Here is a 25,157-nt window from a genome sequence, read left to right as displayed (position 1 = left end):
CTGACCCTTTTTTTTTCTTTTTCCTGCGGAAAAGGGGGGGGGGGGGGGGGGGGGGGGGGGGGGGGGGGGGGGGGGGGGGGCCCCCCCCCCCCCCCCCCCGGGGGGGCAATGACCCGCACAAAGGGGGACGCGGGCCTTGCACCGGCCGTAGGAGCGGCTCACCGATGACAGCGCACTGGGCGCCGCATGTGTCACACCCCTTCTCGAGCCGACCCACGCCTGCGGCCTCGGCGTCGAACTCAGCTCGACGGCTGGTGCCCGGTGACCGCGAGTTCGTAGTCGCCGATCAGGTAGCCGAGGAGGGTGCCGGAGGTGAGGTCGCTGGGGACGTGGCCGGCCATGTAGAGGCGGGAGTAGAGGACCTCGTCCTGCATCCACCGGTAGTCATCGGCGCGGTGCGGAGCGAGGGCGCCGAGGAAGGTGACGGCCGCCGCGGCGCGGGCGGCGTGGCGGGAGGGGTAGGAGTACGGGCCCTTGGCGCCGGGCTTGATGTGCTTTTCAGGCCGCAGACTGGGGTCGAGGACGAAGGGGGCTGGCTGCTTGTCCTTGGCGGCGACCTGGTCGCTGATGGTCTTGGCCAGTTTCAGGGCGGACTTGAGCTCGGCCTTCTCAGCTGTGCCCTGCTGGGCGGGGATCAGCTCGCGCTGGTCGTGGAGGTAGAGCTTCCAGATGTCCTTCTTGCCGTGCAGCTCGAGCCAGGTGGCGGCCTTCTTGCCTGCGGCGGTACGGGTCTTGGCCAGCTTCTGGACCTGGTGCAGTTCGTTGGTGCGCTCGGCCGCGGTGGGCGGGACGGGGACCTGCTGAGCGGCCCAGGAGACGAACGCCTTGTCGTCGTGGGTGGTGCCGTGCTCCGCCTTCCACTTCGCGAAGAGGGCGTCGGCCTTCTTGCGTTGAGCGGCTGCCTGCTTGCCGATCGCGGCGATGTCGGCGTCGCTGAAGAGCGCCGGGGGCGGATTCTGCCTGACGCGGTCGGTCGCTCCGAGCTTCTTCTTCGCGGAGGTGGCGGCGGCCGGAGCGGCCTGCGGCCGGAGCAGGCCGAAGGCGGCGGCGACGACCGCGAGCAGCGCGATGACGGCGTACGGCCATTTGATGCTGCGCGGGGGCTTCATGCGGCGCGGGTCCTTTCCAGGGGCGGGCCCAGGTGGAAGTGGGTGCGGGCGAGGCGGCGTACGTCGTTGTCGGGCAGGCCCGGGGTGAGAAGGGACTGGCCGACGATGTACTTGCTGAGCGAGACCGGGCGGGCGCCGAGGCGCAGGAGCAGCCGGTCAGCCGGGGCGGGGCGGGTGCCGCCCTTCGTCTCGAGGAGGACGGTGTCCGGGGCGAGGGCGGCGGTGCGCAGGCCGTGGTGGCAGGTGAGGGTGCTGTCCAGCGTGACGCGGGTGCCGTGGTGGAGATCGGCGAGGGCGGCGCGGACGTAGCGGATCTCTGCGGTCGGGGTCAGGTCGGCCGCGGTGACGCGGATGGCGGCCCGGTGCAGCACGTCGTCGATGAACTCGGCCGCCTCGGCGTCGAGTCGGCCGTACGTCCGCGGTTCGGCACGCAGCGCATGTTTGACGGTGGCGCCGCGGCCGTCCTTGGTCTTCACCTCCACCCGGCACAGCTCGTCCTCCGCGTACAAGCGGGTACGCACCTTCCAGCGCCGGCGGCGGCGCTGGATGTGGGCGTGCCAGGCGCCGAGGTGCGGGGTGTCGAAGTACGTGCTGAGGTAGCTGGTCGTGCGCCGGCCGTCCAGGTCGAGGACGTGGTGGCTGTCCGCGAGCGCGGCCACGAGGTCATGTGTGCGTTCGAGTGGGAGCAGGTACTTGCGGTCGGTGCGGTGCTGGAGGGCCGCGGCCGCGTCGACCTCGGTGAGGGTGGCACCGCGCAGCCGGTGCAGGCCGAGCCGAGCCGCGAGATCGCTGTCCGGTGTCACAGCGCCCTCCCGTCGTCGCGTGTCAGTGCGAGTTCCGGCTCCGCTGCGGTCGGCACGGCAGGCGTGCCCTGGTTTGTGTCGACGGCTGGGTAGCGGGCGGAGATACGGGTGGTCTCGCGCACGTAGTCGACCTCGTCGACCGTGATGGACAGGGGTGCCTGCCCGAAGCGGACGGCGACGTCCTCGGCGATGAGCGCCGGGTTCGGGTAGATACGGTCGAGGGTGAGCTTCACCGTGCGCGTGGCGGTGTGGTTGCGGGGGTCGTCGACCAGCAGGACGGCGAGCAGTACCGCGGCGATCACCGTCAGCACGAGCCAGTTCTGCCGCTGGGGCAGTCCGGTGCACAGGGCGATGACCAGGGTCGCGAAGGTGTAGGCGACGTCTCGCAGGGTGAAGGCCGCGCTGCGCAGTCGGACCAGGGAGAGGATGCCGAACAGGCCGAAGCCCACCCCGGCCGGGAACTTTCCGGCGCTGATCGTGCTCATCGCGGCGAACAGGCCGAGATTGAGCGCCGTCAGGACGAGCGGTATCTCGGGCGCGCTCGGGCGGCGCCGGTAGAGCCAGCCGACCAGGATGAGCAGGGCGACTACGTCCAGGCCGCCGCGGGTCATCAGGTCGGTGGGGGCTATGTGATCGGTGATGCGCTTGGCGGCGAGCACCACGGTCGCTGTCTGCATGGAGGTCCCTTTCGTCACGGCGCACCGGAGGGCGGACCGAACCGGTCCGTGGGGCGCCGTGAGGTGACGAACGCTAGGGATGTCGCATGAACAGACCATGAAGGTCGACCGGCTCCCAGGACCGGAGCTGTCCATGGGGGCGGTTAGCCTGTGCGCCATGCACTACCTGGTCGTCGACGACGAGACACGCCTGACCGATCTGGTCGTCCGCTTCCTGACCGAGTCCGGTCACACGGCCGAGGGCCGCTACGACGGCCCCTCCGGGCTGGCCGCAGCCCGCGATCCGCGCGTCGACGCCGTGGTCCTGGACGTGATGCTGCCGGGTCTGGACGGGGTCGAGGTGTGCCGCACGCTGCGCGGTGAGGGCATCGACGTGCCCGTGATCCTGCTGACCGCACGCGGCGCGGTCAGCGAGCGGGTCGCCGGGCTGGATGCCGGAGCCGACGACTATGTGGTCAAGCCGTTCGCCATGGAGGAGCTGCTGGCCCGGCTGCGGGCGATATCCCGGCGCCGCCCCGACACCGCCGGCCGCTTCCGGGTCGGCGATCTGGTCCTCGACCCCGAGCAGCAGCGGGCCTGGCGCGGTGAGACCGAACTCGACCTGTCGCGCCGGGAGTTCGACGTGCTGCGGGTGCTCATGGAGAACGCCGGCCGGGTCGTCACCCGCCTCCATCTGCTGGACGAGGTCTGGGACGGGGAGACCGACCTGCGCAGCAACGCCATCGACGTCCACGTCTCCAAGGTGCGCGCCAAGGTCGACCGCGCCTTCGGGCGTACGACCATCACCACTCTGCGCGGTCGCGGCTACCGGCTGGAGACCGCCCCATGAGACGGGCCGGCCAGCTGTGGGCGTGGTTCCGGCGTCTGCCCGTCGTGACCCGCCTCGTACTGGCCGTCGCGCTGACCATGTCCCTGGTCCTGACGGGCACCGCGGGTCTGGTGTACTTGCGGGTCGAGACGGCCCTCGACCAGCAGCTCGACGACGATCTGACCACCTACCGGCACGCCCTCGACCACGCCGTGCGCACCGGCGCCCCGCTGCCGCCCGGCCCCAGCGGGAGTCTCCACCAGGTCCTCGACGCGCACGGCCACGTCCTGGGCGCCAGCGACGCCGTCCGCCGTCAACGGCTGCTCACTCCCGCGGAAGCGAGGTCCGTCGCACGCGGCCACAGGATCCGGCGGGACGTCGGCTCCCTGTTGCCGATCACCCCGGACACGCTGCGGCTCCAGGCCAAGCGAGTCACCGCCGACGGCCGGACACGCATCGTGGTGGCGGCGGTCCGGCGCGGCCACCGTGACGAGGCGCTGCGCGAACTCCTCGCCCAGCTCGCCCTCGCCGCCGGCCTCACCCTCATCGCCGCCTCGTACGTCGGCTACCGCACTGCCCGCGCTGCCCTGCGCCCCGTGGAACGCTACAGACGCGGCGCCGCCACGTTCACGGACGGCGCCCAGGACCTGCGTCTGGACGTGCCCGTCGACCGCGACGACGAGATCACCCGCCTCGGCCACACGCTCAACCACATGCTCGACCAACTGGCCGCCTCCACCGCCCGTGAGCACCAGTTCATCGCCGATGCCAGCCACGAACTGCGCACCCCGCTCACCCTGATGCGTGCCGAACTGGACGTCGCCCTGCACCGCCCGCGCACCGCCGAGGAGCTGACCGAGACCCTGCACTCGGTCGACACCGAGGTCCGGCGCCTGGTCACCCTGGCCAATACCCTCCTCGACCTGGAGCAGCTCGCCAGCGGCGAACACATCCGGCGCACTCCCGTCGACCTGGCACGCCTGCTCGGTGAGGCGTCCGCCCCTTATCGGACGGCCGCCGAACGCGACGGACGCACCCTCATGGTCGAGTGCGAGGGGGCCACCGTCGATGTCGACCCGCGCTGGCTGGAGCCGGCCATCGGCACGCTGCTGGACAACGCCCTGCGCCACGGCCACGGCACGATCCGGCTGCACGCGAAGACCGGTGGCGGACGACTGCGCCTGTCGGTGTCCGACGAGGGCCCCGGCTTCCCGACCGGCTTCCTCCCGCACGCCTTCGACCGCTTCGCACGGGCGGAGACCAGCCGGACCGCACCCGGCGCCGGGCTGGGTCTTGCCCTGGTCGCGGCCGTCTCCGCCTCACACGACGGCACAGCGCATGCCGGCAATGCCTCACCGGGTGCCGTCGTGACCCTGGACATCGCATGCTGAGGCAAGGGCCGCACGGACACGCCGCCTGGCCCGCCAGGCGACCTTTCTCCGACGCGCCTGCCGTTCTGGCCGCAGCCGGCGCGCGCACCGCCAAGCGTGGCCCGCGAACGGAGGCATCAGATGGGCCGCGTCCCGATCGTGGCGGGGCCCTCGGGGACGGCGAACCGGATGCGGCTGCCGTAGGCGGTCACCACGATGTCGTCCGTCCCCGGCGTGCGCAGGCGACCCTCGACCCGTCCCGTCGGGTCCGAGGTCCAGCCCGGCACGGCCCCGGGCCAGCAGCGGCCGGCCGACCGACGCGTCGTCCTGGGGCGGGGTACCAGGTCTCCGTGTTACCCCTGGCGGGTCTCCTTGTTACTCCTGCGGGCGTATCGGCCCGGGCTTCGTGTACGCCCGGGCCGAGTGCCGTGACCGTGTTTCAGGCCGGCTCGGGCTGCGGTTCCGGTTGCGGCGCGGGTGCCGTCTTCGGTTCCCACAGCGTGGTGGTCCGTACGTAGCCGTAGACCACCGATGCCATCGCGAGGATGAGAATTGGCCCGAAAACCAACGGATGATTGGCCATTTCCGTCGGTAGACAGCGATAGGACACCAGGAGCGCGGCGAACACCGTCGCGCCGTAGGCGACCAGCTGGGTTCCTGACCGATCCCAGCCACGCGCCTGAGAGCGCAGAGCCGCCTCGATCGTGAGGGTGAACACCACGCCGGCAATGAGATCCGCGCCGTAGTGGTAACCGAAGCCCAGTGTTGCGGCGAGCGTGGCGATCAGCCAGAACGCGCCTGCGAATTGCAGAATCCGTGGGCCCTTGCGGGAATGAATGAAGATGGCCGTGGCCCACGCTGTGTGCAGGCTGGGCATGCAGTTGCGTGGGGTGATCTCGTTGAACGGCATCGAGTGCGGCGCACTGATGGGTGCCGTGTGCGGCCACACGTCGGCCACCGCCCAGTGCCCGCCGTCGGGACCGTAGGCGAAGACCGGTCCGACCACCGGGAAGATCATGTAAATGGCCGGCCCGAGGAGACCGATCACCAGAAAGGTGCGCACCAGATGATGGCGGGGGAATCGGCGCTCGACCGCCACGTTGCGCAGCTGGTACAGCGTTACGGCGACCGCGGCCACCGCCAGCTGGATGTAGACGTAGTCGAGAACGTGGGTGCCGACCGGGCCGGAGGCCGCGACCATCCGGCCCACCAGCCACGACGGATTGCCCAGCGCGTGATCCGCGGTTGCCACGTACTGGTCGAGCACCGCCGGGCGGGTCTTCGATGTGATGAGGAGCCAGGTGTCGCCGGTCTTGCGGCCGGTCACCAGCAGCAGGGCCAGCCCCACGCCCTTCAGCAACAGGACGCGTTCCCGGCCGGTACGGCGTGTGACAGCGATGACCCCATAGGCCAGGATGACCCACAACGCGCCGTTGCCGAAGGGATGGCCGTAGCCCTCGGGAATCCTCGCGTCGACCGCCCACCGCACCAGCAAGAAGACGACGTCTATGCCGGCCGCGATACCAGCCGCGATGAACCGTTGCCGCCGGGGGAGCACCACCATCATCAACGCCATACTGGCGTACAACAGCGGCCCCGACTTGGGGGCGAACATCACCTCTCGCACCTGGTTGGTAATCGGCCCGGGTTGCCCGTAGCGGCGTGCGGCGACCTCAAGCGCGATGAGGAGTCCGAGTGTCACCACGCCCGCCGCGGCCCACAGCAGCACCCGTGGTTGACGCCACGCGGTGAACCCAATTCTGTTGTCTATTCGCGAAATCACCCGCGATGTACTGGATGTCAATTGTTTGGCCGATTTGTTAGATGTTGGACGAGTACTTCACTCGTCTGGCTGGATGGCGCGGTTCCTTGGTCAGGGGCGGGCGTTGAGGATGATCGTTGTGAGTTCGAACATGTTAGCGGAGTGTTGCGGGTGGGTTTCCCTGGTCGTGGGTGGTGCGAGGGATTCACGTCACCTCTATGGGACCCGCACAGGGACCAGAAGTCACCGGAGGTCGGGCAGGGCCTGCCGCCGGGAGAGAGTCGGCGCCTGCGCCGCTCTCGGTCGATTTCGGTGACGACGACCGTGACTTCATCGCCGACCCGGACGACACCCTCAGGAGTCTCGACGGGCGTCTGAGTCAGCTCCCGGAGATGGGTCAGTCCTTGACGGCGGGCGATGCCGGGTCGGCTCGTTGATATCGACGTTGAACGTGGACAAGGCTCCACCGCCCGTAGGCGCTCTCACGTGTCGGCCTCGTAGGCCTTGGCGAGTTGTTCCATGGCATCGTTGTGGAACCGGCGTTCGGCGTCGCGGCACGGGGCGTTGAAGAAGGCCCGTTGGGCTTCCGCGAGACCGCAGTTCAGCAGAGCCATGGTGACGAACACGGCTTCCACGCCATGGCATCCGTTGTCCTTGAGGAACTGCTGGAGGACATCCGTGTCGCCGCTTGCCTCCCAGACGGGTCGGGCGGTTTCCCGCATGGCAACGATGCGCGCTGATCGTTGTGCGTCGAAGCCCACTGGATCCGCCCCTCATGGGTGGCCTGCAGGCTATCGCCGCCGTTGGTCAGGTGGTCAGTGGTCGCAGGACCTCACACCGGCATGGTGGTGACCCAGTCCGTGCTGCGGCAGCCTGGCCGGTAGGGGCTGGTGAGGCGTTTGGCGATGATTCCCGTGTATCCGTGGGAGCTGAGGTCCATCGTGGAGAGCTCGTGTGCCAACGCTTGGGGCCAGCAGCGCGAGGCGGTGACCCGGTGGTCTCGTACCGGGAGCATGATGCGGGTGAGCAGCGCTCGTCGCTCGATGTAGGGCAGCCGGAGGACGGGTCGCCCCGCGTACAGGACGTCAGAGATCACCAGGTGTGCGGGTTGGCGGTCGGGTGCATCGGGGGCCGGTCCACCAGGTTCGCGGTGTTGTGCGGCCAAGCTCCGCAGGAGGTGCGGTGCGGGGCGCCCGTGAGTGCCCGGCGTGATGATCTTCGCGTCGAACACCGTCTCCCGGCCGTCAGCGAGTTCGGGCAGCTTGGACAGCTCGGGGTAGGCGGCGGTGACGTCGTCGCCGGCGGGGGACACCAGTTGTGTCCGGCCTTGTGCCGTGAGGTGTGCAAGGACGCGCTGCCCGTGCGTGATCGTTTCGTAGGCGTAGGCGTTCCGCAGTTCGGGCGGAGGCACAGTCCCCGCCACGGCGGTCATCGGCTGCCATGCCCTGACGCGGTTGTGGAACCGTGCGCCGGCCGGGGCGTGCCGAGGGTCTTCCCAGGAAGTGATCTCATTCATGTGATTTCTCCTCCGCGCCGGTTCTCCGGGTTCGTCGACAGGGCGGGGCGCGACCCACGGGGCGTGGGTGAGTGCCTGCTGTCGGGGCTGGGCGGTCCGTGGGGATCTGCTGTATGCGTGTGATTCTTCGCGGCGTGCTCCAGTTTTGCCGCGCGGCAGGGGTGAGAGACATCCGCTGATCGGTGGGTGCGGTGGGGGACTGCCTGTCCACCGGTCGGAGGGCTTGCGCGCGCGTGCGTCAGGCGGCGAGCCGGTATTCGCCGGGCCGGGCCGCGTTCACGGGACCGCACGCCGCCGGTTGCCCTGCCGCCGTCTCCATGAGCATGTGACGCCGGAACCGCGACACAAGTAATCCGCCAGTGACTGACATGCTGACCGCGACCAGGGTGAACAGGGCAAGGGAGGCAACGATGGGGGCTCAGTACTACGGAGCTGACAGCGAGAACGGCGACCGCATCGACGATCCCTCCGAGGACGCGTTGTTCATGATGATCAGCGACCTCAACGACTCTGACAACACCTTCGTCGTCATCCAGCCCGACGAAGACGACCCCGCCTGGTTCGCCTCGGTAGCCGTCCTCGACGAGGGCGGCTACGAGATCGTCCGCCGCGACACCACCCGCAACGAGCACGACGTCATCGCCTCGACCAGCATCAACGCCATCGCCCGCGATCTCACCATCTGGATGGCCGCCCGACCCCACTGATATGCACCGCCCCTCACATCGGGGAGCCCTCCCCAGGACCCCGGTCCAGATCAAGCAGCAGGCGTACGGCCTCGCGCAGACTCGTCGGGCGCAGCATGTCGGCCTCGGCGCCGGGGGTCAGAGCCCACCCCGGACCGCACAGGAGAACCGGAGTCCGCGTGCGTGCGCCGCGGACGCCCCATCGGGTGGCTGCGATGTGACGTGCGAGCGCCGTGCTCGAAGTGGAGCGGGACTGGCACCACAGGGCCACCGCCGCCGAGCCGATCCGCCCCACCGTTGCCACGAGTGCCTCGGCGGGCACGGCGCCGCCCAGCATGAGTACCGGCAGGTCATGCTCAGCCAGTACGGCGCACAGCGCCTCGAGCGGCAGGGTGTGCTGCTCGCTCGGCAGACAGGACAGCAGGACGGGAAGATCGTCCGCAGCCCTGACCGGGCGCAGCGCCGAACGGACGTAACAGTGCCGGAGAGTCGCGGAGATGTGCCAGGTCAACAGGTGCTCGACCTCGACGTACTGATCACCGCCCGACTCCCACTTACGGCCGACGGCGCGCAGGGCCGGTGTCATCACCTCTTCCCAGGCAGTGATCAATCCGTGCGTGGCGATGGCCCGGGCCAGTTGCTCCTGTACCGCCGCGGCGTTCATCCGCACAGCGGCTCGTACCAGGCCTCGGCATTCCAGTCGTACGATGCCGAGCGGCCGACCGCTTCCAGGCCGCAGGGCACGAGGTGCCAAGTCGAAATGGTCGAGTGCGGGCGCCTCGTCCCCTTCATGGCTCAGTTCTGGTCGGGCCGCAAGTCGCTGGGCGGTTCGTGCCGCCTCGGCCGGTGGCACGCCCGCTGCCGTCAGCCTGCACATCTCCTGCATCATCGCGACGTCGGCCGGGGACCAACGACGGTGGTGGCCTTGCAGCCTGAGCGCCGGCCCGAGCCCGTAACGGCGGTCCCAGGAGCGCAGTGTTGTCGGGGAAACACCGAGCTTACGGGCCAGATGGCCCGTGGTTACGCCGGCTTCCGGCGCTTGTGGCTCGCTCGCCGTCACGCGGGTGCGGCTGTCGAGAGGGGCTCGTTGTCCCGCAGGCAGTGGCTGAGGCGATGCATTCCACGTCGTGCGTGACTCTTCACCGTCCCAAGGGGCCAGCCCGTCACCTGGGCGATCTGTGCCTGGGTGAGATCTTCGTAGAAGGCAAGGCACAAGACCGTGCGTTGCGCCGGGGTCAGCTTGGCCATCGACTGTCCGACCAGGACACGGTCGAGCGTGGCTTGTGGATCGGAGAACCGCCGGTCATTGGACAGGGTGAGCGTGATGCCTGCCGCTTCGACCAGCGCGGCACGGCGGGTACGGGCCTCGAGAGCATCGGCGATCTTGCGCCGGGTGATGCCCACCAGCCAGGCCGCAAGCGTGCCCCGCTCGGGACGGAAGCCCGCTCGGCCACGCCATGCGGCCATGAAGACCGTCTGGGTGACGTCCTCGGCCTCGCAGGAGTCGCCCAGGACGCGCCGTGCCATCGCATAGACCAGCGCGTTCGAGGAGCGGTACACCTCGCCGAGGGCGTGTTCATCGCCGGAAACGAAGCGGGTGGCCAGCGTGGCGTCGCGAGTGGACACCTGAACGGGCGACCCACGGCGCTCGGTGCCGGCTGTCTGCGTAGCTGCCATGGTCGGTCACTCCCCGTGCGGACGGAGGCGCGTCCCGCACTGTTCGCGTATCGCCGACGGCCAAATTCGGCTGGACCGTCCAGAACAGAGTCACGACAAAACGACGCGGTCTTCCACTCGCAACGTTCATGCGTCGATTCTCGTGTGCGTCACGGGGAGAAAGGCCCCCTTCTCGGCGTCCGGCCGCCGAAGAAGATGGCCTGGTGACACGGGCGTCCGCTAGATCGCCGGTGCGTTCACCGTCAGGACGAACCAGACGGTTTTCCCGATTGCCGTTGTGCTGTTGCCCCAGGCGTCGCTGAGCAGGTCGAGCAGCTCTGCGCCGCGCCCGCCTTCCGCGTCGGTGTCCACGGCGCGGCGCACGGCGGCCGTGTCCTCGGTGTCCTCCACCTCGCACCGCAGCTGGGAGCCGCGCAGCTGCAGGTTGAGTCGCAGCGGGCCTCGCGTATGGCGCAGTGCGTTGGTGACCACTTCGCTGACCAGGAGCTGGGCAGTGTCGGTGGCGTCCGTCAGGCCCCAGTCGCTCAGCTGTGCGGTCACCAGCCGACGGGCCCGGCCGACCGAGGTCAGCTCCCTCCGCAAGGGCCAAGAGGCATCCCAGGCGGTGGGCCGGGCGCGCGGTGCGTCGAGCGGACGCAAGGGAGTGACGACCCGCGCCCACATGGCCCACTGCCGGGTGAACCACGAGCCGGCGGTGGGGGACCGGTGCATCTCCGGCGCGGTCTTTCGCCCCAGCCCGCGAAGCCGAAGGCCCCGATGGCGGGTCAGCAGTCCTTGGCCAGAGTTGATGGTGAGGCCGATGGCCTTGGCGGCCATGGAATCAATCCCTTCAGAGCTGTGCAGGTCGGACCCTGGGGCGAGGATCACTCGTGTCTGTAGCGGTTGCTACACCTCAAATATACATGAAGCGGGTGCTACGGTAAAGAAGTACAAAAAACGAGTGAAAGTGGACTTCAGCTGCGCTGTTCGCTGCACCTACTGCCCGGGAGGGCTTCATGCCGCGCGGACCGGACCCGGAAAAGCGCCGTGACCTGCTCGACCGTGTGCGCGAGTACGTGATCCGCAACGGACTGACGGACCTGTCCCTACGGCCCTTGGCCCGTGCCTTGGACACCAGCGACCGCATGCTTCTGTACTACTTCGGGACCAAGGAGCGCATGATCACCGAGGCTCTGGCCATGTACGAGGAGCGACCACTTCTCCGTGCTCGTGGCCTGCTCGAAGCCGACCGGCGGCCACAGAACACCGCGGAGCTCCGCCGATTCACCGAGGAGGCCTGGCGACAGTTCAGCGCGCCCGAGATGCGCGCCACCCTCCCGCTCTACCTCGAGGTCATGACTGTCAGCCTGCTCCACCCCGAGCGGTACGGGCCGGTCATGCGCGACCTTCTCACCGGGTGGAGGGACCTGTTCGACTCCCTCTTCCGCGGTGTCGGCATGACCGAGCAGCGCGCCCGTTGTGAAGCCACCCTGCTGGTCGACGCCCTGTTCGGACTGCTCATCGCGCCGCTGGCGGACGGTGACTGGGACCGCGCCGACACAGCCTGCCGGACACTCCTCGACCGCCTCGAGCCCGCCTGGCAGGCCGACCGGACCTGACCGGTTCCCTGTTCCGCGCCGCTCCGGTCAGCCGGGGAAGATTCCTTTGGAGCGCAGGTGCCAGCGTCGTTCGGCATAGGCCAGGTCGTCGCGCCACAGGCGTCCGGCGGCGGCTCTGACGAGTGGGCGCAGCAGCGGTGCCGCTCGGCGCGCCACGGTGAATCCGGAACGTTCGGAGGTCGCGACGACAGCTTCGATGACGGCCGTGCGCGGGCGTCCCCCGTCGTCTGTCTCCAGCGGAGTGGCATGTGTCTCGACGACGGAACCCCGGCCCTCGCCGTCGGTGATGCGCATGACGACGGTACGCGGTTCGGGCGCGGTGAACACGGCCCGCACCGGCACGACGAGCCGACCCGCGACCTTGAAGGAGACGTCGACGACGAATCCGTCGTCGGCTCCCGCTCCGGAGGACTCCGGTGCGCTGACCACCGTCAGATCGACGAACGAGTAGGGGTGGAACCACGCTCCGTGCCAGGGATCCAGGCGGTTGGCCACGACATCCTCGGGTTCACAGATCCCTTCCCCGACATAGACCGCCGACAGGGCCCTGGCGTGATCGGGACGCGGGGGCAGCACGGGCTCGTCCGTCGGTGTTTCGCCGCCCACCTCGTCGAGCCGTACCCACAGCAGAACGCCGTCGTCGTATGTGGGCAGTGGGTTCCAACCGGCGAACGGTGCTCCGGTCAGGGCGAGGCCGTGCCAATGGCACACCAGCGTGCCGCAGTGCACGGGGCTGTCCTGCAAAGGGGCACCCAGATGCGGGCAGATGCCGGGTCCCGCCACCGGGCGACCGTCAGCGGACCGCCAGACGATCACCTCCCGCCCTGCCACCTTGCGCGCGAGCGGACGGTCGGAGCGCAGCTTGTACGAGGCGTCCATGACGTACCAGTTGCCGGACGGACGGGACTGGGCGCGCTTCAGTGCTTCGGCGATAAGCGAGGGTTTGGCGTCGCGCCAGGTCGGCCGCTGCTTGTCCCAGGGAAGGGGACGTCGGCGCAGGGCCAGCGGGAGACGGTTCCTGCGGCCTGGCCGGACGGAGTTCACGCGACCTCCCGTTGGGTGCTGTGGCGGGGTGACCTCCGGCCGGCCGCGGGCGGCGGGCCGGAGCGCGCGGTGGCCGTGCGGCGGTTGACGCCCCGGGCGCGGGCCCGTGCCGCGATCACTCGGGCGAGCCCGTCGGCGGCGACCGCGGCACGTCGTCGCCGGGAAACCACCGCCCGGCGCCGCAGGACCGCGTAGCCCTCGTCGGCGATGGCGTCCAGGATGCCGCTGTACAGCACGAACGCGGTACGGATGCAGGGGCGGGCCACGGGATCCAGCATGTCGAGACCCGGCGCCGCTTCCCGGTACACGCTCCGGGTCAGAGCCTCGAATTCCCTCAGCGCCGCGGTGATGCGCGGATCGGGCCGATCGTTGCCGCGGCTCCAGTGCAACAGGGCGCGGTCGACCCCGTGGGCGGCGAGCAGATCGGCGGGCAGGTACACGCGGCCGCGGTCGAGGTCCTCACCCACGTCCCGTAGGAAGTTGCTCATCTGGAACGCGATGCCGAGGGCGGCCGCATGGGGTGCCGCTTCCGCGTGGGGAACCACTGTTCCCAGAACCGGCAGCATCTGCAGCCCGATGACGGCGGCGGAGCCGTGCATGTAGCCGCACAGGTCCGCGTAGGTCGCGTAGTCCGTGACGACCAGGTCGGCGCTCATGGCTGTCATGAAGTCGTCGAAGTGCTCGTGGGGGATGGCGTACCGGTGTGCCGTGTGCGCCAGCGCGAGCACTACTGGTTCTTTGCTCCTCCCACCGCGCAGCCCCTCGCTGAGGCTCGTTGCGAGCTCGGTCAGTGCTGCCTTCCGCTCCTGGGGGCCGCTGTGGGGATCGAGTGAGTCGACGATGTCGTCGGCCCAGCGCGCGAACCCGTACAGGGCGTGTACGGCGGCCCGGCGCTCGACGGGCAGGAGCCTGGTGGCGAGGAAGTACGACTTGCCGTGACGGGCGTTGAGCACGCGGCAGTACCGGTAGGCCTCACGCAGCGCCGCGTCGGCGATGCCTGCCGCGTTGAGTTCGCGGTCGCTCATTCCACGGTCTCCCTGCTGCGTGACGGCGACGGGCGCCTGCGGGCGGATGCCGGTCCGCGAACGCCGGTGATCCGCACCGCGGCCAGCTTTCCCGACACCAGCACGGTCGGTACACCCACGCCCGGGGTCGTGCCGCAGCCGGCGAGGACGGCGTTCTCCGTGCCGCGCACCAGATTCCGCGGACGGAACGGGCCGGTCTGCGCGAAGGTGTGGGCGGCAGAGAACGGTGTGCCGGCGGCATGCCCCTGGGACTGCCAGGTGGCCGGTGTGACAAGGCACTCCTGCTCGATGGCGGCCTCGACGCCGTCGAGCCCCCGGTGCTCGAGCTCTCGCAGCAACTTGGCGCGGTACCGCGGCGCAAGATCCTCCCAGGTCGACGCGCCGGGGCCGATTTCGGTGTTGGGGCAGGGCGCGAGGATGTAGAGGACCTGGTGTCCCGGCGGCGCGAGCGTCGGATCGGTGGCGGTAGGACGTGTGATCAGCAGTGAGGGGTCGGTCATCAGACGACCTGTGCGAGTCAGTTCCTTGAAGGTGCTGTGCCAGGCAGCCCCGAAGAGGATTGTGTGATGTGCCAGTTGAGGCCAGCTCCGGTCGGTGCCCACATGCAGGACGACCGCGGAAGGGGAGTGGCGCAGTCGCAGCGGGCGCCGGGGCCGGCGGCCCAGCAGCCCGTAGGCGACGGGCAGATCCGGTGTGAGTACGACAGCATCGCAGGGAAGTCGTTCCCGGTCGGTGACGACCGCCGTGATCCGGTCGCCGGACCGTTCCAGACGAGTCACCCGCTGTCCGAACCGCAGGTCGGCGCCCGCCTCGGCAGCGGCATCCGCCATGGCCCGCGGCAGCGCGTGCATCCCACCTCGCGGGAAATACACGCCGGCGACGGTGTCCATGTAGGCGATGACGGCGTACGCCGCCAGCGCACGGGCAGGTGGGACGCCTGCGTAGAGAGCCTGGAAGGAGAACACCCGGCGCAGCCGCTCGTCCCGTAGAAAGCGGCCGATCCGGGAGTCCAGGCCTGCGAAGCCGCCGAGAGCGGCCAAGCGCGCCAGGTCGCCGTTCAGAAGCTCCAACGGAGAGTCGAAGTTGGCGTCGATGAACCTGTTCATCTGCACCCGGTACAGCTGCTTCAGCCAGGCCCGCAGCCGCCGGTAGCCCGCCGCCTCGGCGGCACCGGCGAAACGCTCCACCTCCGCGACCATGGCCTCGGCTTCGGTATGGACGTCGAGTGACGTCCCGTCGGCGAAGCGGGCGTGGTACGCGGGATGCAGCGGGATCAGCTCGACGCGGTCGTACAGGCTCTCGCCCACCGCCGCGAACGCCTCGTCCGCGAGGTCGGGCATGGTCAGCACCGTCGGACCGGTGTCGACGAGGTAGCCGGACAGGTCCAGACGTCCGGCACGGCCCCCGGGCAGCGTGTCACGCTCCACGACCGTGACACGGCGGCCGGCGCCCAGAAGATGCAGAGCGGCCGACAGACCGGCGAGTCCTGCGCCCACCACGACGACGTGGTCGGTGCGGCCGGGCAGAGTGCGCGTCATGCGCGGGTCTCCTCGCCGGCGTAGGCAATCAGGCGCACGGCCACGGCGAAGTCCGGCTCAGCTCCGTCCGGACGCGGCTCGGGACGCACACGCTCACAGCCGGCCGCCGCCACGAGCAGCTCGCGCAAGCGGCTTCCGCCCACGGGGTCGAACAAGGCACCGTCGACATGCCGGAGTCCCTGTGCCAGCAGCCGGCCGATCTTCTTCTCGACAGCGGCACGCGCGCCGGTGGTCTCCAGGATCTCCCGCACCTCATCGATATCTGCCCCGGTCAGGCCGCCGTCGCCCAGGGAGCGGTCCAGGGCGGTCAGCGCGGCCTGGTCACCGGCTGCCTCGGCGCGGGCCCGGGCCACGGCGATCAGGTAGGTGCTCTTGCCCTCGCGGATGTCTCCGCCCGCCGACCTGCCGCCGGGTTCGTCATCGTCGAAGATGTCGTTCAGGTCGTCCCGCAGCTGGAAAGCCATGCCGATGCAGCGCCCGGCCGAGCACAGAGCGCGTGCGGTGCCGTCGTCGGCCCCGGCCAGTGCCGCGCCCAGCGCGAGCGGCCGCTCGACGGAGTAGAGGGCGCTCTTCAGACAGGCGGAGCGCAGGACCTGGTCCGGCGATCGGCACGCGGTGATCTGTCCGTGGACATCGAGGTACTGACCCGCCACCATCTCGGTGCGCATGTCGCTCCAGATGCGCCGCACGATGTGCGCGGTACCGGCAGGCAGCGGCGTCTCGGTCACCAGGTCGTCGGCCCAGGCAAGAGCGAGGTCTCCGGCCAGGACCGCCGCGGCGTCCCCGAACCGGGCAACGCGGCCCGGCCGAGCGGCGTGCGCGTACTGGGTGCCCAGCGCCGTGTGCAGGGCGAGCTCGCCCCGGCGCCGCGGCGAGCTGTCCATGACGTCGTCCTGGACCAGTGCACAGGTCTGCACGAGCTCCAGTGCGGCGCCCACCCGAAGGGCCGCCGAGGCCGCCAGGTCGTCGTCCGAGCCACATGCCCGCAGCGCCCACCAGAGCAGTCGCGAGCGGACGCGCTTGCCGCCCCGCCGAGTGAACTGCGCCACCCGCACAGCGAGGTCGTCGGCGAAGCGTGGGTCCACGGCCCTGGCCCGTTCGACCCGATCGGCCAGTACCTCGTCCAGTACATGACCCACAGCCCCGTGCACGTCCTGATCGATTGCGCTCACCCCGCCGACGCCGGGCCACCGCGCGACGCCGTCCGCATCGAGGTGGGATGAGGGAGGCTCGATGCGCGGGCCGCCCGGCTGCACCCGGACGGCGGACTGTCGAAGGGCGCCCGGTCGCGGTGCGGCCGGGGCGCCGGCCGCATGATGATCTGTCGCCGGGTTGGGGCGCATCGCGGGTCCTCTCGTCGTGAGCGCAGATCATTCCGTTGCCGTGACCTTCGCTCCGAAAGCCGCGCACGGATGCGGATCGGTGGCGAATCCATGTGGGCGATCGGCACATGACATCCCTTTCCACACTCGTTCCTTTCGGCGACAACCGCTCGTCGCATTCGAGTGACGCGCATCCGATCGGGCGCAGGAGCGGGAAGAACGGCCACGTGCGCACGCGAAGGAGGAGGCAGACGTCGTGCTGGAGGCGGATGTGGCGGTCATCGGTGCGGGCGCGGCCGGGTTGTCGCTCGCCCATCGCCTGTCGGGCCACGTACACGGCGGTCTCACGCCATCGGTGGTCCTCGTGGACGCTCCGCCCGGCCCCCTGAGGCCGCCGAGCCGCACGTGGTGCTTCTGGGAGAACGGCCCCGGCCGCTTCGAAGCCGCAGTCACCGCCAACTGGCGGTCGCTGCGCGTACATCCACCGACCGGCACCCCGTTCCGGGACGACATCTCGCCCCTGAGCTACAAGATGATCCGGTCCGACGACTTCGAGGACCTGGTCATGAGTGACCTGAGGCGCAGCCTCAACGTGCGGCACCTGGTGGCCACCGTCCAGACGGTCGAGGACGTCGACGGAGGAGCCCGCATCGCGTTCCGCGCAGCCGACGGGCTGACAGGCACGCTGCGCGCCCGGTGGGTCTTCGACTCCCGCCCGCTGCGCAGCCTCCCCCCGGCCCGCACCACGATGCTGCAGCACTTCCACGGCTGGTTCGTCCGCACTGCTCGCCCCGTGTTCGACCGTGACGTCGTCGAGTTGATGGACTTCCGTACCCCCCAGCCTGCCCAGGGTCTGTCCTTCGGCTACGTGTTGCCCACGGGCCGCCAGGAGGCCTTGGTGGAGTACACCGAGTTCTCCGCGCGCGTCCTGACTGCGGACGGCTACGAGGCGGCCGTACGCCACTACGCCCAGGACGTGTTGCGGCTCGGCAGTACGGAGGTGATGGCGACCGAGACCGGGATCATCCCCATGACGGACGCCAGGATGCCCAGACGCGTGGGAAAGTCCGTCTTCCGCATCGGTGCCGCCGGCGGTGCCACCCGATCGTCGACCGGATACACCTTCGCCGGACTGCAACGCCAGACACAGTCCGTCGCGGCCGCCCTGCGCAGGGGCCGGTGCCCTGTCCCGCCGCCCGCACATCGGGCCCGCTCGCGGGCCATGGACGCGGTACTGCTTCGGGCCCTGGACAGCGGCCGGGTCGACGGCCCGGCCCTCTTCTCGCGCCTGTTCGAGTCCCAGCCGATGAGCCGCGTACTGCGCTTCCTCGACGGGCGTACCCGCCTGTTCGAAGATCTCGCCATCGGTCTTCGCACCCCGGTCGGGCCGATGCTCCGTTCCGTACTGGAGCTGCCTGGCCTGCCCCGCCGGCCCTTCATCCCGTCATGACCCGCCGCACGTCGCTCCTGGAGACCGTATGAGCCTGTTGCGCGACGAGAGACTCGCCGCCGCGTTCGACCATGCTGCGCACACCTATGACACGTTGGTGGCCGCCAACCCCGGGTACCACGCGCACCTGCGCCGCTCCGCACGCCGTCTCGGGTTGCCCGGGCGCGGAGAAGGACTGCGCGTGCTGGACCTCGGCTGCGGCACCGGCGCCTCGACCGCCGCACTGTGCTCCACGATGCCGGGCGCGGACATCACGGCCGTGGACGCGTCGGCGGGCATGCTGGAAAGAGCCGCGGCCAAGCCTTGGACGTCCCATGTGACCTTTGTGCACGCTCCGGCGGAGGGCTTGCTCGACGCCGGCGTGAGGGGCTCGTTCGACGCGGTGTTCGCCGCCTATCTCTTCCGCAACCTCTCCGATCCGGACGCCGTGCTCGGCGATGTGCACGAGCTGCTCAGCCCAGGGGGACGACTGGGCGTGCACGAATACATCCTCAGCGGCCGACGTGTGGACCGCGCGGTGTGGACACTGGTGTGCCGCGGCATCGTGCAGCCCGTCGCAACCGTGCTGGGCGACGGCGAGCTCTACCGCCATCTGTGGCGCAGCGTCGTCGCGTTCGACACCGCGGAGCGGTTCGCTCACCGTGTGGGCGCCGCCGGGTTCGAGCACGTGCGAGCCCTGCCGCTGCCAGGCTGGCAGACGGGCATCGAGCACACCTTCGTCGCACGCCGACCCCACACCACCGCGCGAGGCTGCCGATGAAGACAGACCGCCGTTCCGGCACCGCCCGCCGCGGCCGGGATCGCCGCGCCCGCCTGCTGGCGCCGCATCCCGGCGCCCCCCGGGTCGATGGCTTCCGCCCGACAGCCGCCGTCGTAGGAGGCGGTGTCGCCGGGCTGGCCGCTGCCACGGCGCTCGCCGAACGCGGAGTCGACGTGACACTGTACGAGGGCGCACCGTACCTGGGCGGCCGGGTCGGCGGATGGCCGGTCGAGCTGTCGGACGGCTCCTCCGCGACCATGAGCCGGGGCTTTCACGCCTTCTTCCGTCAGTACTACAACCTCCGGGGGCTGCTGCGCCGTACCGATCCCCGGCTGGAACGCCTGACGGCCCTGCCCGACTACCCACTGCAGCACAGCGAAGGACTGCGTGACAGCTTTCGCCGCGTTCCTCGCACCCCACCGTGGAGCGCGCTCGGCTTCGCCGCCGTCAGCCCGTCCTTCGGCCTGCGGGACCTGCGGGGCATGAACCCGGTCGCGGCCCTTCCGCTGCTGAACGTGCGGGTGCCTGACGTCTACGAACGCCTCGACGGCACCAGCGCCCACGACTTCCTCGAAGCAGTGGGCTTTCCCTCGATGGCCCGCCACCTGGCGTTCGAGGTCTTCTCCCGCAGCTTCTTCGCCGACCCGAGGGAGCTGTCGGCAGCGGAAATGGTGCTGATGTTCCACATCTACTTCCTCGGCTCCGCCGAAGGCCTGCTGTTCGACGTACCCCGCGCACCTTTCCCGGCCGCTCTGTGGGATCCACTGGCCGGCTATGTCCGTGGCCACGGCGCCGACGTGCGGACATCCACGGCGGTCGAGCACGTCGGACGCACGCCGGACGGCGGCTACGTGGTCACCGCCGACGGCGAGGAACGGCGACATGACACGGTCGTGCTCGCGCTGGACACCGCCGGCCTGCGGTCTGTCGTCAACCGCTCGGACCAACTGGGCGACGCTCAATGGCGCGAGCGGATCCAGCGTCTGCGCAACGCGCCGTCCTTCCTGGTCACCCGCTTGTGGTTGGACCGGCCTGTGAACCCCGATCGACCAGGGTTCCTGGGCACGAGTGGCTACGGTGGCCTGGACAACGTCAGCGTGCTGGAGCGCTGGGAGGACGAGGCAGCCCGATGGGCCGCGCGTACCGGCGGATCCGTTGTTGAACTGCATGCCTATGCCGTGCCACCACACGCCACGCGCGAGATCGAGCAGAAGCGTCTGATCGAGGAGTTGCGCCGCGTGTACCCGGAAACGCAGAGCGCCGCCGTGCTCGACGTCCGGCACGAATGGCGGCAGGACTGCCCGCTGTTCGCTGTCGGCGGGTACCGTGACCGGCCGACGGTGCGCACACCCGAGCCCGGCCTTGTCCTCGCCGGTGACCTGGTGCGCACGGACCTGCCGGTGGCGCTGATGGAGCGTGCCGCGACAAGCGGATTCCTCGCCGCGAACGCACTGCTCGAGCGCTGGGGCGTTCGAGGCCAGACTCTCTGGACAGTGCCCACTCAGGGCCGCGGCGCCGTACTGCGCGCTCTTGCGTGCTGGGGGAGTGGCTGAGCCGGTATGTGCTGAACGAGACGGTCGCCGCGGCAGACCGGTCCGGTCACGACCACGTTTCGGGTGCCCGCGAGAAATTAGTAGCCATGTACATAGTAGTCATGTATGGTATTCACCACAGCTTGATCCACGCGCGGCGAACGAGAAGGAGCAGTCATGACCACCACCGCACCCACAGTCAATGGCCGGGTCGTAGCCCTGGCGCACTACGCCGGGCGTGCCCTCCTGGAGGGTGTCCTGACCCGTCACGGCGCCACGTTCGACCAGAGTGTGACGCTGCGCGCCGTCGTTGCCGCGGGCGGATCCATCGGCCGCGACGAACTCGTCGGCGATGTCACCGGCTCGCTGAAGGCCCATGATTCCGTCGTGCGGGGCGTGATCGAGGAGCTGACGGCCGCGAAGCTGCTGGAGGAGGACCCTGCGGAGGCGTCCCGGACGCGGCTCACGGACGCAGGACGGGAGCTGTACGAGAGCACCACCGCTGAGACGGCCGAGATCTCCGCCCGGCTGTACGCCGGAATTCCGACCGAGGACTTGGCGATCACGGGCCGCGTGTTGGCCCTGGTCACGCAGCGGGCGAACGCCGAGTTGGCCGGAGCCTGAAGTCGGCCTCTTGTCGATGCGTCCACTGGACGCATAAAGTGCGTCCAGTGGACGCACCGACGTGCGGAGGTCTGAACGGGGCAGCGACTCCCCGCTCGACCCCGCCCTCCCCGAATGGCCGGCCAGCGCATGAGGGAACACAGCAGCACACAGAGCCCGCCCACGGGCGACCCGGTCCCCGAGGTCGGCTCGGCCGCCTGGTGGAGTACGCGCTACGCCGCCCGGGCGCGCCGGCGATCCCGGCCCGAGGGACTCACACTTGACGCGATCACGGAGGCCTCGCTCCGCATCGCAGACGAGGACGGGCTGGACGCGCTGACGATGCGGACCGTGGCCGAACGGCTGAAGGTGCGGCACACCTCGCTGTACCGTCATGTGCCGAGCCGCGAGGCACTGTTCGTCGAACTGGTCGACCACATGCTGGGAGAGATCTCCCTACCCGCGCCGGGCGCCGACTGGCGAGCCGGAACCGAGGCCGGGGCGCGGGAGTACCGTCGTGTTCTGCTCGCGCACCGTGCGCTGGTGCCTCTGCTCACCCGGGGGCAGCTGCTCGGGCCCAACGCCCTGCGTGCCCGTGAAGCGGGCTTGAGGCTGCTGACCGAGGCGGGCTGGCCCCCCGAGAGCGCGGTGCGCATCTACCTCACCGTCACGCACTATGTGGTCGGGGCGGTGGTGCTGGACACCGGGGGAGCAGCGCGCACGCCCGCACAACGCGCGGCCATGACCGACCTGTTCGCCTCGCTGCCCGCCGGAAGGCATCCGCTCGTCACAGCCCACTCCGCGCTGCTCGGCGGTCCGGACGGGGACGACGAGTTCGAATTCGGCCTGCGATGCCTCCTCGACGGTATCGCCGCTACCCGAAAGGACCGCTAGTGTCCCGGACCGCCATGCCCTCCGGGGCGCACTGGGCCGCCGGGGGAGAGCGGATCACCGTTCAAGGACGCACGGGCGCACACACGCTGTTCGTCCGTCAGGACGGCCCCGCCGCCGGTGTACCGGTGACGCTCGTGCACGGCTTCCCCACCTCATCCCACGACTGGTCGCTGATCGTGCCCCGGCTGGCGGCACGGGGCCATCGCGTCACCACCTTCGACCTGCTCGGCTTCGGGCACAGCGACAAGCCGCGCAGGCACACCTACTCGGTGCTCGAACAGGCCGATCTGGTGGAGGACATGTGGCGCAGCCTCGCCGTCGGCGACACAGCGTTGGTCGCCCACGACTACGGCGTCAGCGTGGCTCAGGAACTGCTGGCGCGAAATCCCGGCCGGATCACACGGATGGCCTGGCTGAACGGGGGTCTCTACCCCGATCTGCACCGTCCCCTGGTCGTCCAGCGGCTGCTCCACGGCCTGTTCGGCCCGGTGCTCGCCCATGCCGTCACCGAGCGCGGCTTCCGTTCCTCGATGCGTCGGGTGCTGGGCCGGGCCGTCCCGGACCACGATCTGCATGCCATGTGGGAGAGCGTCTCCCGGGACCACGGGCACCTGCTGGCGCCGCGGCTGCTCCGCTACATCGACGAGCGGCGCACCCACAGGGCCCGCTGGACCGCGGCACTTGAGGGCTACGAGGGTCCGGCCTTGTTCGTGTGGGGGCCTGCCGACCCCATCAGCGGTGCCCATGTGCTGCCCCGCATCAGGGAACGCATGCCGCTCGCGAGGGTGACGGAACTTGCGGGGCCGCCCGCCGTCGGCCACTATCCGCAGGTCGAGGCCCCGGACGAAGTCGCCGACGCCCTCGAAGCCTTCCTCGACAAGCCGTGATCCACCCAGGGCGCCACTCCCGTCCGGGAGCCACGGTCGGCGCCCGGGGCACGGTGCCTCTGGCCCGGTGCCCCGGAACCACCCCTGAGGTCAGAAGCTGAGGAGGCTGCTCTGCGTGACCGCGTTGTTCATTTCGCAGGAATTCGCAAAAGTGTGTTTCCAAGAGGTGCGTGTTCCCTGCCAGACACCGTCGACCGTCACGGTGACGGGGGACCAGAGTCGCGTACAGGCCTGGCCGGGTGCCGAGGACAGCAGGGCGTCGAGCTGACCGTCGACGTTGCGCAGATCCGCGCAGGCCGCGGCGGGGGAGGGGTGGGTGCCGCTTGCCCCGGGCGCGCAGCTCAGCGTGACGGCGCGAGCCGCGGTGTCGGTCGATCCTCCGGGGTAGGAGACGGTCAGGACCAGAGCCGACGGTGCGTAGAGGCCGGCCGGCGCCGCGGTGGCCGCGCCCGAGGTCGCGGCGAGGGTTGCACCGATCAGAGCGACGGCCGCCGCGGCGGTACCGGCGAAGCGCGGGTTCATGCGCATGGAAACTCCTTGAGGGTCAGGGGCCTTGTGGGCCGGGAGCAGCTTCGCCGGAGCAATGGAGCAAGGCCAATCGACGGGCCGTCTTTGAGACGTGTTCGACCTGTGGGTGCAATGTGAACATAATGTGAGCAGGTCAAGGGTGTGATCGAATCTCTGAAAATCTTCATTCACTATGAATATGTGTGAATCTGGCTAGACTTGACAGGGTGAAAGGCCAGGTCGCCAGGGTCCCTTCACTGTGCAGAATGGCCGGAAGCCAGGGCGTGCTTCAGAACGGGCGCCTGGCCGGCCGCACAGGCACCCGCACGCCACTTGGTGCGAGGAGCACGACATGCCGCCTGTGGCGTAATCGGGTGCACTGGGCCGTTCGGCCGTCACGCTGGGCCTGTTGATCACGGTCGAGGTCAGGGAGACCGCTGGTGCGCAGGTCGCGCGAGGCGTCGTTCGCCGACACGCTGCGCTCCAGCCGTGCCTGGGACGTCCTGCGCGCCGAAGGACCGGCCGCGGCGCGGATCGTGATCACCGTCGCCGCCGCATGGCAGGTCGCGCTGTGGCTGGGAGCGGACCAGCCCCCCGTCTACGCGGCCATCGTGCCACTCGTCGCCCTGCGCGGAGATCCGATGACCGCCCTGGCCACCTCCCTCCAACGCGTGCTGGGCGTCGTCGCGGGTGTCCTGATCGGCATCGCCGTCCTGAACATCCTGCACCCCTCGACCGCCGCGCTCGCCCTGGTCGTCACCCTGGGTCTGGGTGCCGGAATGCTCCTGCGCGCCGGCGGCCCCCTGAACATCCAGGTCCCGGCCTCCTCACTGCTCGTCTTCGCCAGCACCTCTCCCGACGCCTACGCCTTCCATCGCCTCTGGGAGACCGGAGCGGGAGCGGCCGTGACGATCCTGCTCGCGCCGCTGCTCTGGCCCCCCGACCCCCGTCGCTCCCTCACGGTTCTCGCCCGCGACTCCCGCACACGCCTCGCCCAAGCCCTCACCGGCACTGCCGCGGTCGTCGGCACCGATCCCGAGGCAGCGCGCGGCAACGTCATCGCTGTCACGAGCGAGATCGACGCGATCCATGCCGGCGCCCTCAGGGCCCGCGAAGCCGAACGCGCCATGCGTTTCAACCCCCTGCGCCGCCGGCACCGCGAGACGGTGAAGCTGCTGGCCCACGGCATCGCGACCGCCGACGGGCTGACCCCGTACATCGCAACCCTGGCCAAGGAAGTCGCCGCGTTCACCGGCAGAGAAGACCTCGTTCCGGTCCTCGCCGACGCCCGAAGACACCTGTCGACACTGGCCACTTCCACCACCCAAGCGATCAACCACGTCCTGGACGGGGAAGACCCGCGGTCCGCACTGTCCACGGCCCGTGCCGACCTGAGCGCTTATGTCCGCGTCGACAGGCGCCCCGCCGCCGTGGCCCTCCGCAGGCCCTTCCAGCAGATTCTCGACGACCTCGACCGCCACCTCACCACGTGAGCGCCTGCGTCCGAGCCGGCCACGCACATGGGAGCGTCCAGTCCGAGGTCGGCACATCCCCGCCCGGGGCCTCCGTCCGCCCGGACTGACGGCGAC

Annotated in this window: 27 protein-coding genes; 11 read left to right on the top strand and 16 right to left on the bottom strand. The window is 70.0% G+C overall.

Features of this window, described 5'->3' with window-relative positions:
- Window positions 1-239: 239 nt before the first annotated feature.
- The 3 genes from AC07CM_RS43815 to AC07CM_RS43805 are packed head-to-tail and all read right to left on the bottom strand — an operon-like array spanning window position 240 to window position 2,589.
- Window positions 240-1,109 carry a phosphatase PAP2 family protein gene (locus AC07CM_RS43815; protein WP_478882146.1) on the bottom strand — a complete coding sequence of 290 codons (870 nt, stop codon included), beginning with the start codon at window positions 1,107-1,109 and terminating at the stop codon, window positions 240-242.
- On the bottom strand, window positions 1,106-1,912 hold the full coding sequence (locus tag AC07CM_RS43810) for a polyphosphate polymerase domain-containing protein (protein ID WP_478882145.1): 807 nt from the start codon (window positions 1,910-1,912) through the stop codon (window positions 1,106-1,108). Before AC07CM_RS43810 ends, AC07CM_RS43815 begins: the two co-directional genes overlap by 4 nt.
- A complete protein-coding gene (locus AC07CM_RS43805) occupies window positions 1,909-2,589 on the bottom strand; it encodes a DUF4956 domain-containing protein (RefSeq protein WP_478882144.1) in 681 nt (226 codons plus the stop codon). Before AC07CM_RS43805 ends, AC07CM_RS43810 begins: the two co-directional genes overlap by 4 nt.
- A gap of 79 nt (window positions 2,590-2,668) precedes the next feature.
- Between AC07CM_RS43805 and AC07CM_RS43800 the strand changes: the two genes are divergently transcribed.
- Both AC07CM_RS43800 and AC07CM_RS43795 read left to right on the top strand, forming a co-directional pair.
- Complete coding sequence (locus AC07CM_RS43800) at window positions 2,669-3,418, top strand: response regulator transcription factor (RefSeq protein WP_478882143.1); 750 nt, start codon at window positions 2,669-2,671, stop codon at window positions 3,416-3,418.
- Window positions 3,415-4,788: a sensor histidine kinase gene (locus AC07CM_RS43795; protein WP_478882142.1), complete on the top strand. Its 1,374-nt coding sequence runs from the start codon at window positions 3,415-3,417 to the stop codon at window positions 4,786-4,788. Before AC07CM_RS43800 ends, AC07CM_RS43795 begins: the two co-directional genes overlap by 4 nt.
- Window positions 4,789-4,904: 116 nt before the next feature.
- Here AC07CM_RS43795 and AC07CM_RS43790 read toward each other — a convergent pair whose 3' ends face one another.
- The 5 genes from AC07CM_RS43790 to AC07CM_RS43770 form a co-directional block, all read right to left on the bottom strand.
- Window positions 4,905-5,054 carry a hypothetical protein gene (locus AC07CM_RS43790; protein WP_478882141.1) on the bottom strand — a complete coding sequence of 50 codons (150 nt, stop codon included), beginning with the start codon at window positions 5,052-5,054 and terminating at the stop codon, window positions 4,905-4,907.
- A 152-nt stretch (window positions 5,055-5,206) separates the two neighbouring features.
- On the bottom strand, window positions 5,207-6,493 hold the full coding sequence (locus tag AC07CM_RS43785) for a phosphatase PAP2 family protein (RefSeq protein WP_478882152.1): 1,287 nt from the start codon (window positions 6,491-6,493) through the stop codon (window positions 5,207-5,209).
- A 74-nt stretch (window positions 6,494-6,567) separates the two neighbouring features.
- Entirely contained in the window at window positions 6,568-6,996 is a 429-nt protein-coding gene (locus tag AC07CM_RS43780; protein ID WP_478882140.1) for a S1 RNA-binding domain-containing protein, read from the bottom strand.
- Between the two features lie 15 nt (window positions 6,997-7,011).
- The gene (locus AC07CM_RS43775; protein ID WP_478882139.1) at window positions 7,012-7,290 is read right to left on the bottom strand and encodes a hypothetical protein; all 279 of its coding nucleotides are present in this window, start codon (window positions 7,288-7,290) and stop codon (window positions 7,012-7,014) included.
- A 71-nt stretch (window positions 7,291-7,361) separates the two neighbouring features.
- Window positions 7,362-8,045 (bottom strand): ATP-dependent DNA ligase, encoded by a 684-nt coding sequence (locus AC07CM_RS43770; protein WP_478882138.1) that lies wholly within the window; start codon window positions 8,043-8,045, stop codon window positions 7,362-7,364.
- A gap of 368 nt (window positions 8,046-8,413) precedes the next feature.
- On the opposite strand from AC07CM_RS43770, the gene AC07CM_RS43765 reads away from it, so the two are divergent.
- A complete protein-coding gene (locus tag AC07CM_RS43765) occupies window positions 8,414-8,752 on the top strand; it encodes a hypothetical protein (RefSeq protein ID WP_478882151.1) in 339 nt (112 codons plus the stop codon).
- Window positions 8,753-8,765: 13 nt separating this feature from the next.
- Here the strand turns inward: AC07CM_RS43765 and AC07CM_RS43760 are convergent, their stop codons facing one another.
- From AC07CM_RS43760 to AC07CM_RS43750, 3 genes are all read right to left on the bottom strand, one after another.
- Window positions 8,766-9,791: a MerR family transcriptional regulator gene (locus tag AC07CM_RS43760; protein ID WP_478882137.1), complete on the bottom strand. Its 1,026-nt coding sequence runs from the start codon at window positions 9,789-9,791 to the stop codon at window positions 8,766-8,768.
- Entirely contained in the window at window positions 9,788-10,408 is a 621-nt protein-coding gene (locus AC07CM_RS43755; protein WP_478882136.1) for a sigma-70 family RNA polymerase sigma factor, read from the bottom strand. The genes AC07CM_RS43760 and AC07CM_RS43755 overlap by 4 nt, the downstream gene beginning before the upstream one ends.
- A 219-nt stretch (window positions 10,409-10,627) precedes the next feature.
- Entirely contained in the window at window positions 10,628-11,224 is a 597-nt protein-coding gene (locus tag AC07CM_RS43750; RefSeq protein ID WP_478882135.1) for an ATP-binding protein, read from the bottom strand.
- A 179-nt stretch (window positions 11,225-11,403) separates the two neighbouring features.
- Between AC07CM_RS43750 and AC07CM_RS43745 the strand changes: the two genes are divergently transcribed.
- On the top strand, window positions 11,404-12,006 hold the full coding sequence (locus AC07CM_RS43745) for a TetR/AcrR family transcriptional regulator (RefSeq protein ID WP_478882134.1): 603 nt from the start codon (window positions 11,404-11,406) through the stop codon (window positions 12,004-12,006).
- Window positions 12,007-12,033: 27 nt separating this feature from the next.
- Here AC07CM_RS43745 and AC07CM_RS43740 read toward each other — a convergent pair whose 3' ends face one another.
- Genes AC07CM_RS43740 through AC07CM_RS43725 form a run of 4 tightly spaced genes read right to left on the bottom strand, consistent with a single transcriptional unit; the run spans window position 12,034 to window position 16,785 of the window.
- Window positions 12,034-13,050 (bottom strand): Rieske (2Fe-2S) protein, encoded by a 1,017-nt coding sequence (locus AC07CM_RS43740; protein ID WP_478882133.1) that lies wholly within the window; start codon window positions 13,048-13,050, stop codon window positions 12,034-12,036.
- Entirely contained in the window at window positions 13,047-14,075 is a 1,029-nt protein-coding gene (locus tag AC07CM_RS43735) for a phytoene/squalene synthase family protein (protein WP_478882132.1), read from the bottom strand. The genes AC07CM_RS43740 and AC07CM_RS43735 overlap by 4 nt, the downstream gene beginning before the upstream one ends.
- The gene (gene crtI, locus AC07CM_RS43730) at window positions 14,072-15,613 is read right to left on the bottom strand and encodes a phytoene desaturase family protein (protein ID WP_478882131.1); all 1,542 of its coding nucleotides are present in this window, start codon (window positions 15,611-15,613) and stop codon (window positions 14,072-14,074) included. The genes AC07CM_RS43735 and crtI overlap by 4 nt, the downstream gene beginning before the upstream one ends.
- Window positions 15,610-16,785, bottom strand: coding sequence for a polyprenyl synthetase family protein (locus AC07CM_RS43725; protein WP_478882130.1), 1,176 nt, complete (start codon window positions 16,783-16,785; stop codon window positions 15,610-15,612). Before AC07CM_RS43725 ends, crtI begins: the two co-directional genes overlap by 4 nt.
- Before the next feature lie 406 nt (window positions 16,786-17,191).
- Here AC07CM_RS43725 and AC07CM_RS43720 point away from each other — a divergent pair, with 406 nt between their 5' ends.
- From AC07CM_RS43720 to AC07CM_RS43695, 6 genes are all read left to right on the top strand, one after another.
- Window positions 17,192-18,385 carry a lycopene cyclase family protein gene (locus AC07CM_RS43720; RefSeq protein ID WP_478882129.1) on the top strand — a complete coding sequence of 398 codons (1,194 nt, stop codon included), beginning with the start codon at window positions 17,192-17,194 and terminating at the stop codon, window positions 18,383-18,385.
- 28 nt (window positions 18,386-18,413) lie between these two features.
- A complete protein-coding gene (locus AC07CM_RS43715; protein WP_478882128.1) occupies window positions 18,414-19,145 on the top strand; it encodes a methyltransferase domain-containing protein in 732 nt (243 codons plus the stop codon).
- The gene (locus AC07CM_RS43710; RefSeq protein ID WP_478882127.1) at window positions 19,142-20,698 is read left to right on the top strand and encodes an FAD-dependent oxidoreductase; all 1,557 of its coding nucleotides are present in this window, start codon (window positions 19,142-19,144) and stop codon (window positions 20,696-20,698) included. Before AC07CM_RS43715 ends, AC07CM_RS43710 begins: the two co-directional genes overlap by 4 nt.
- A gap of 156 nt (window positions 20,699-20,854) precedes the next feature.
- Window positions 20,855-21,301, top strand: coding sequence for a MarR family transcriptional regulator (locus tag AC07CM_RS43705; protein ID WP_478882126.1), 447 nt, complete (start codon window positions 20,855-20,857; stop codon window positions 21,299-21,301).
- Window positions 21,302-21,430: 129 nt separating this feature from the next.
- A complete protein-coding gene (locus tag AC07CM_RS43700; protein WP_478882125.1) occupies window positions 21,431-22,174 on the top strand; it encodes a TetR/AcrR family transcriptional regulator in 744 nt (247 codons plus the stop codon).
- The gene (locus tag AC07CM_RS43695; RefSeq protein WP_478882124.1) at window positions 22,174-23,061 is read left to right on the top strand and encodes an alpha/beta fold hydrolase; all 888 of its coding nucleotides are present in this window, start codon (window positions 22,174-22,176) and stop codon (window positions 23,059-23,061) included. Before AC07CM_RS43700 ends, AC07CM_RS43695 begins: the two co-directional genes overlap by 1 nt.
- A gap of 90 nt (window positions 23,062-23,151) precedes the next feature.
- Here AC07CM_RS43695 and AC07CM_RS43690 read toward each other — a convergent pair whose 3' ends face one another.
- Entirely contained in the window at window positions 23,152-23,589 is a 438-nt protein-coding gene (locus AC07CM_RS43690) for a subtilase-type protease inhibitor (RefSeq protein ID WP_478882123.1), read from the bottom strand.
- 419 nt (window positions 23,590-24,008) lie between these two features.
- Here AC07CM_RS43690 and AC07CM_RS43685 point away from each other — a divergent pair, with 419 nt between their 5' ends.
- Window positions 24,009-25,061 carry an FUSC family protein gene (locus AC07CM_RS43685; protein WP_478882122.1) on the top strand — a complete coding sequence of 351 codons (1,053 nt, stop codon included), beginning with the start codon at window positions 24,009-24,011 and terminating at the stop codon, window positions 25,059-25,061.
- Window positions 25,062-25,157: the final 96 nt, after the last annotated feature.

The sequence above is a fragment of the Streptomyces sp. NPDC044061 genome, from assembly GCF_056434305.1.
The sequence above is the reverse complement of the archived record's forward strand: the minus strand, read 5'-3'. Positions and strand labels throughout refer to the sequence as shown.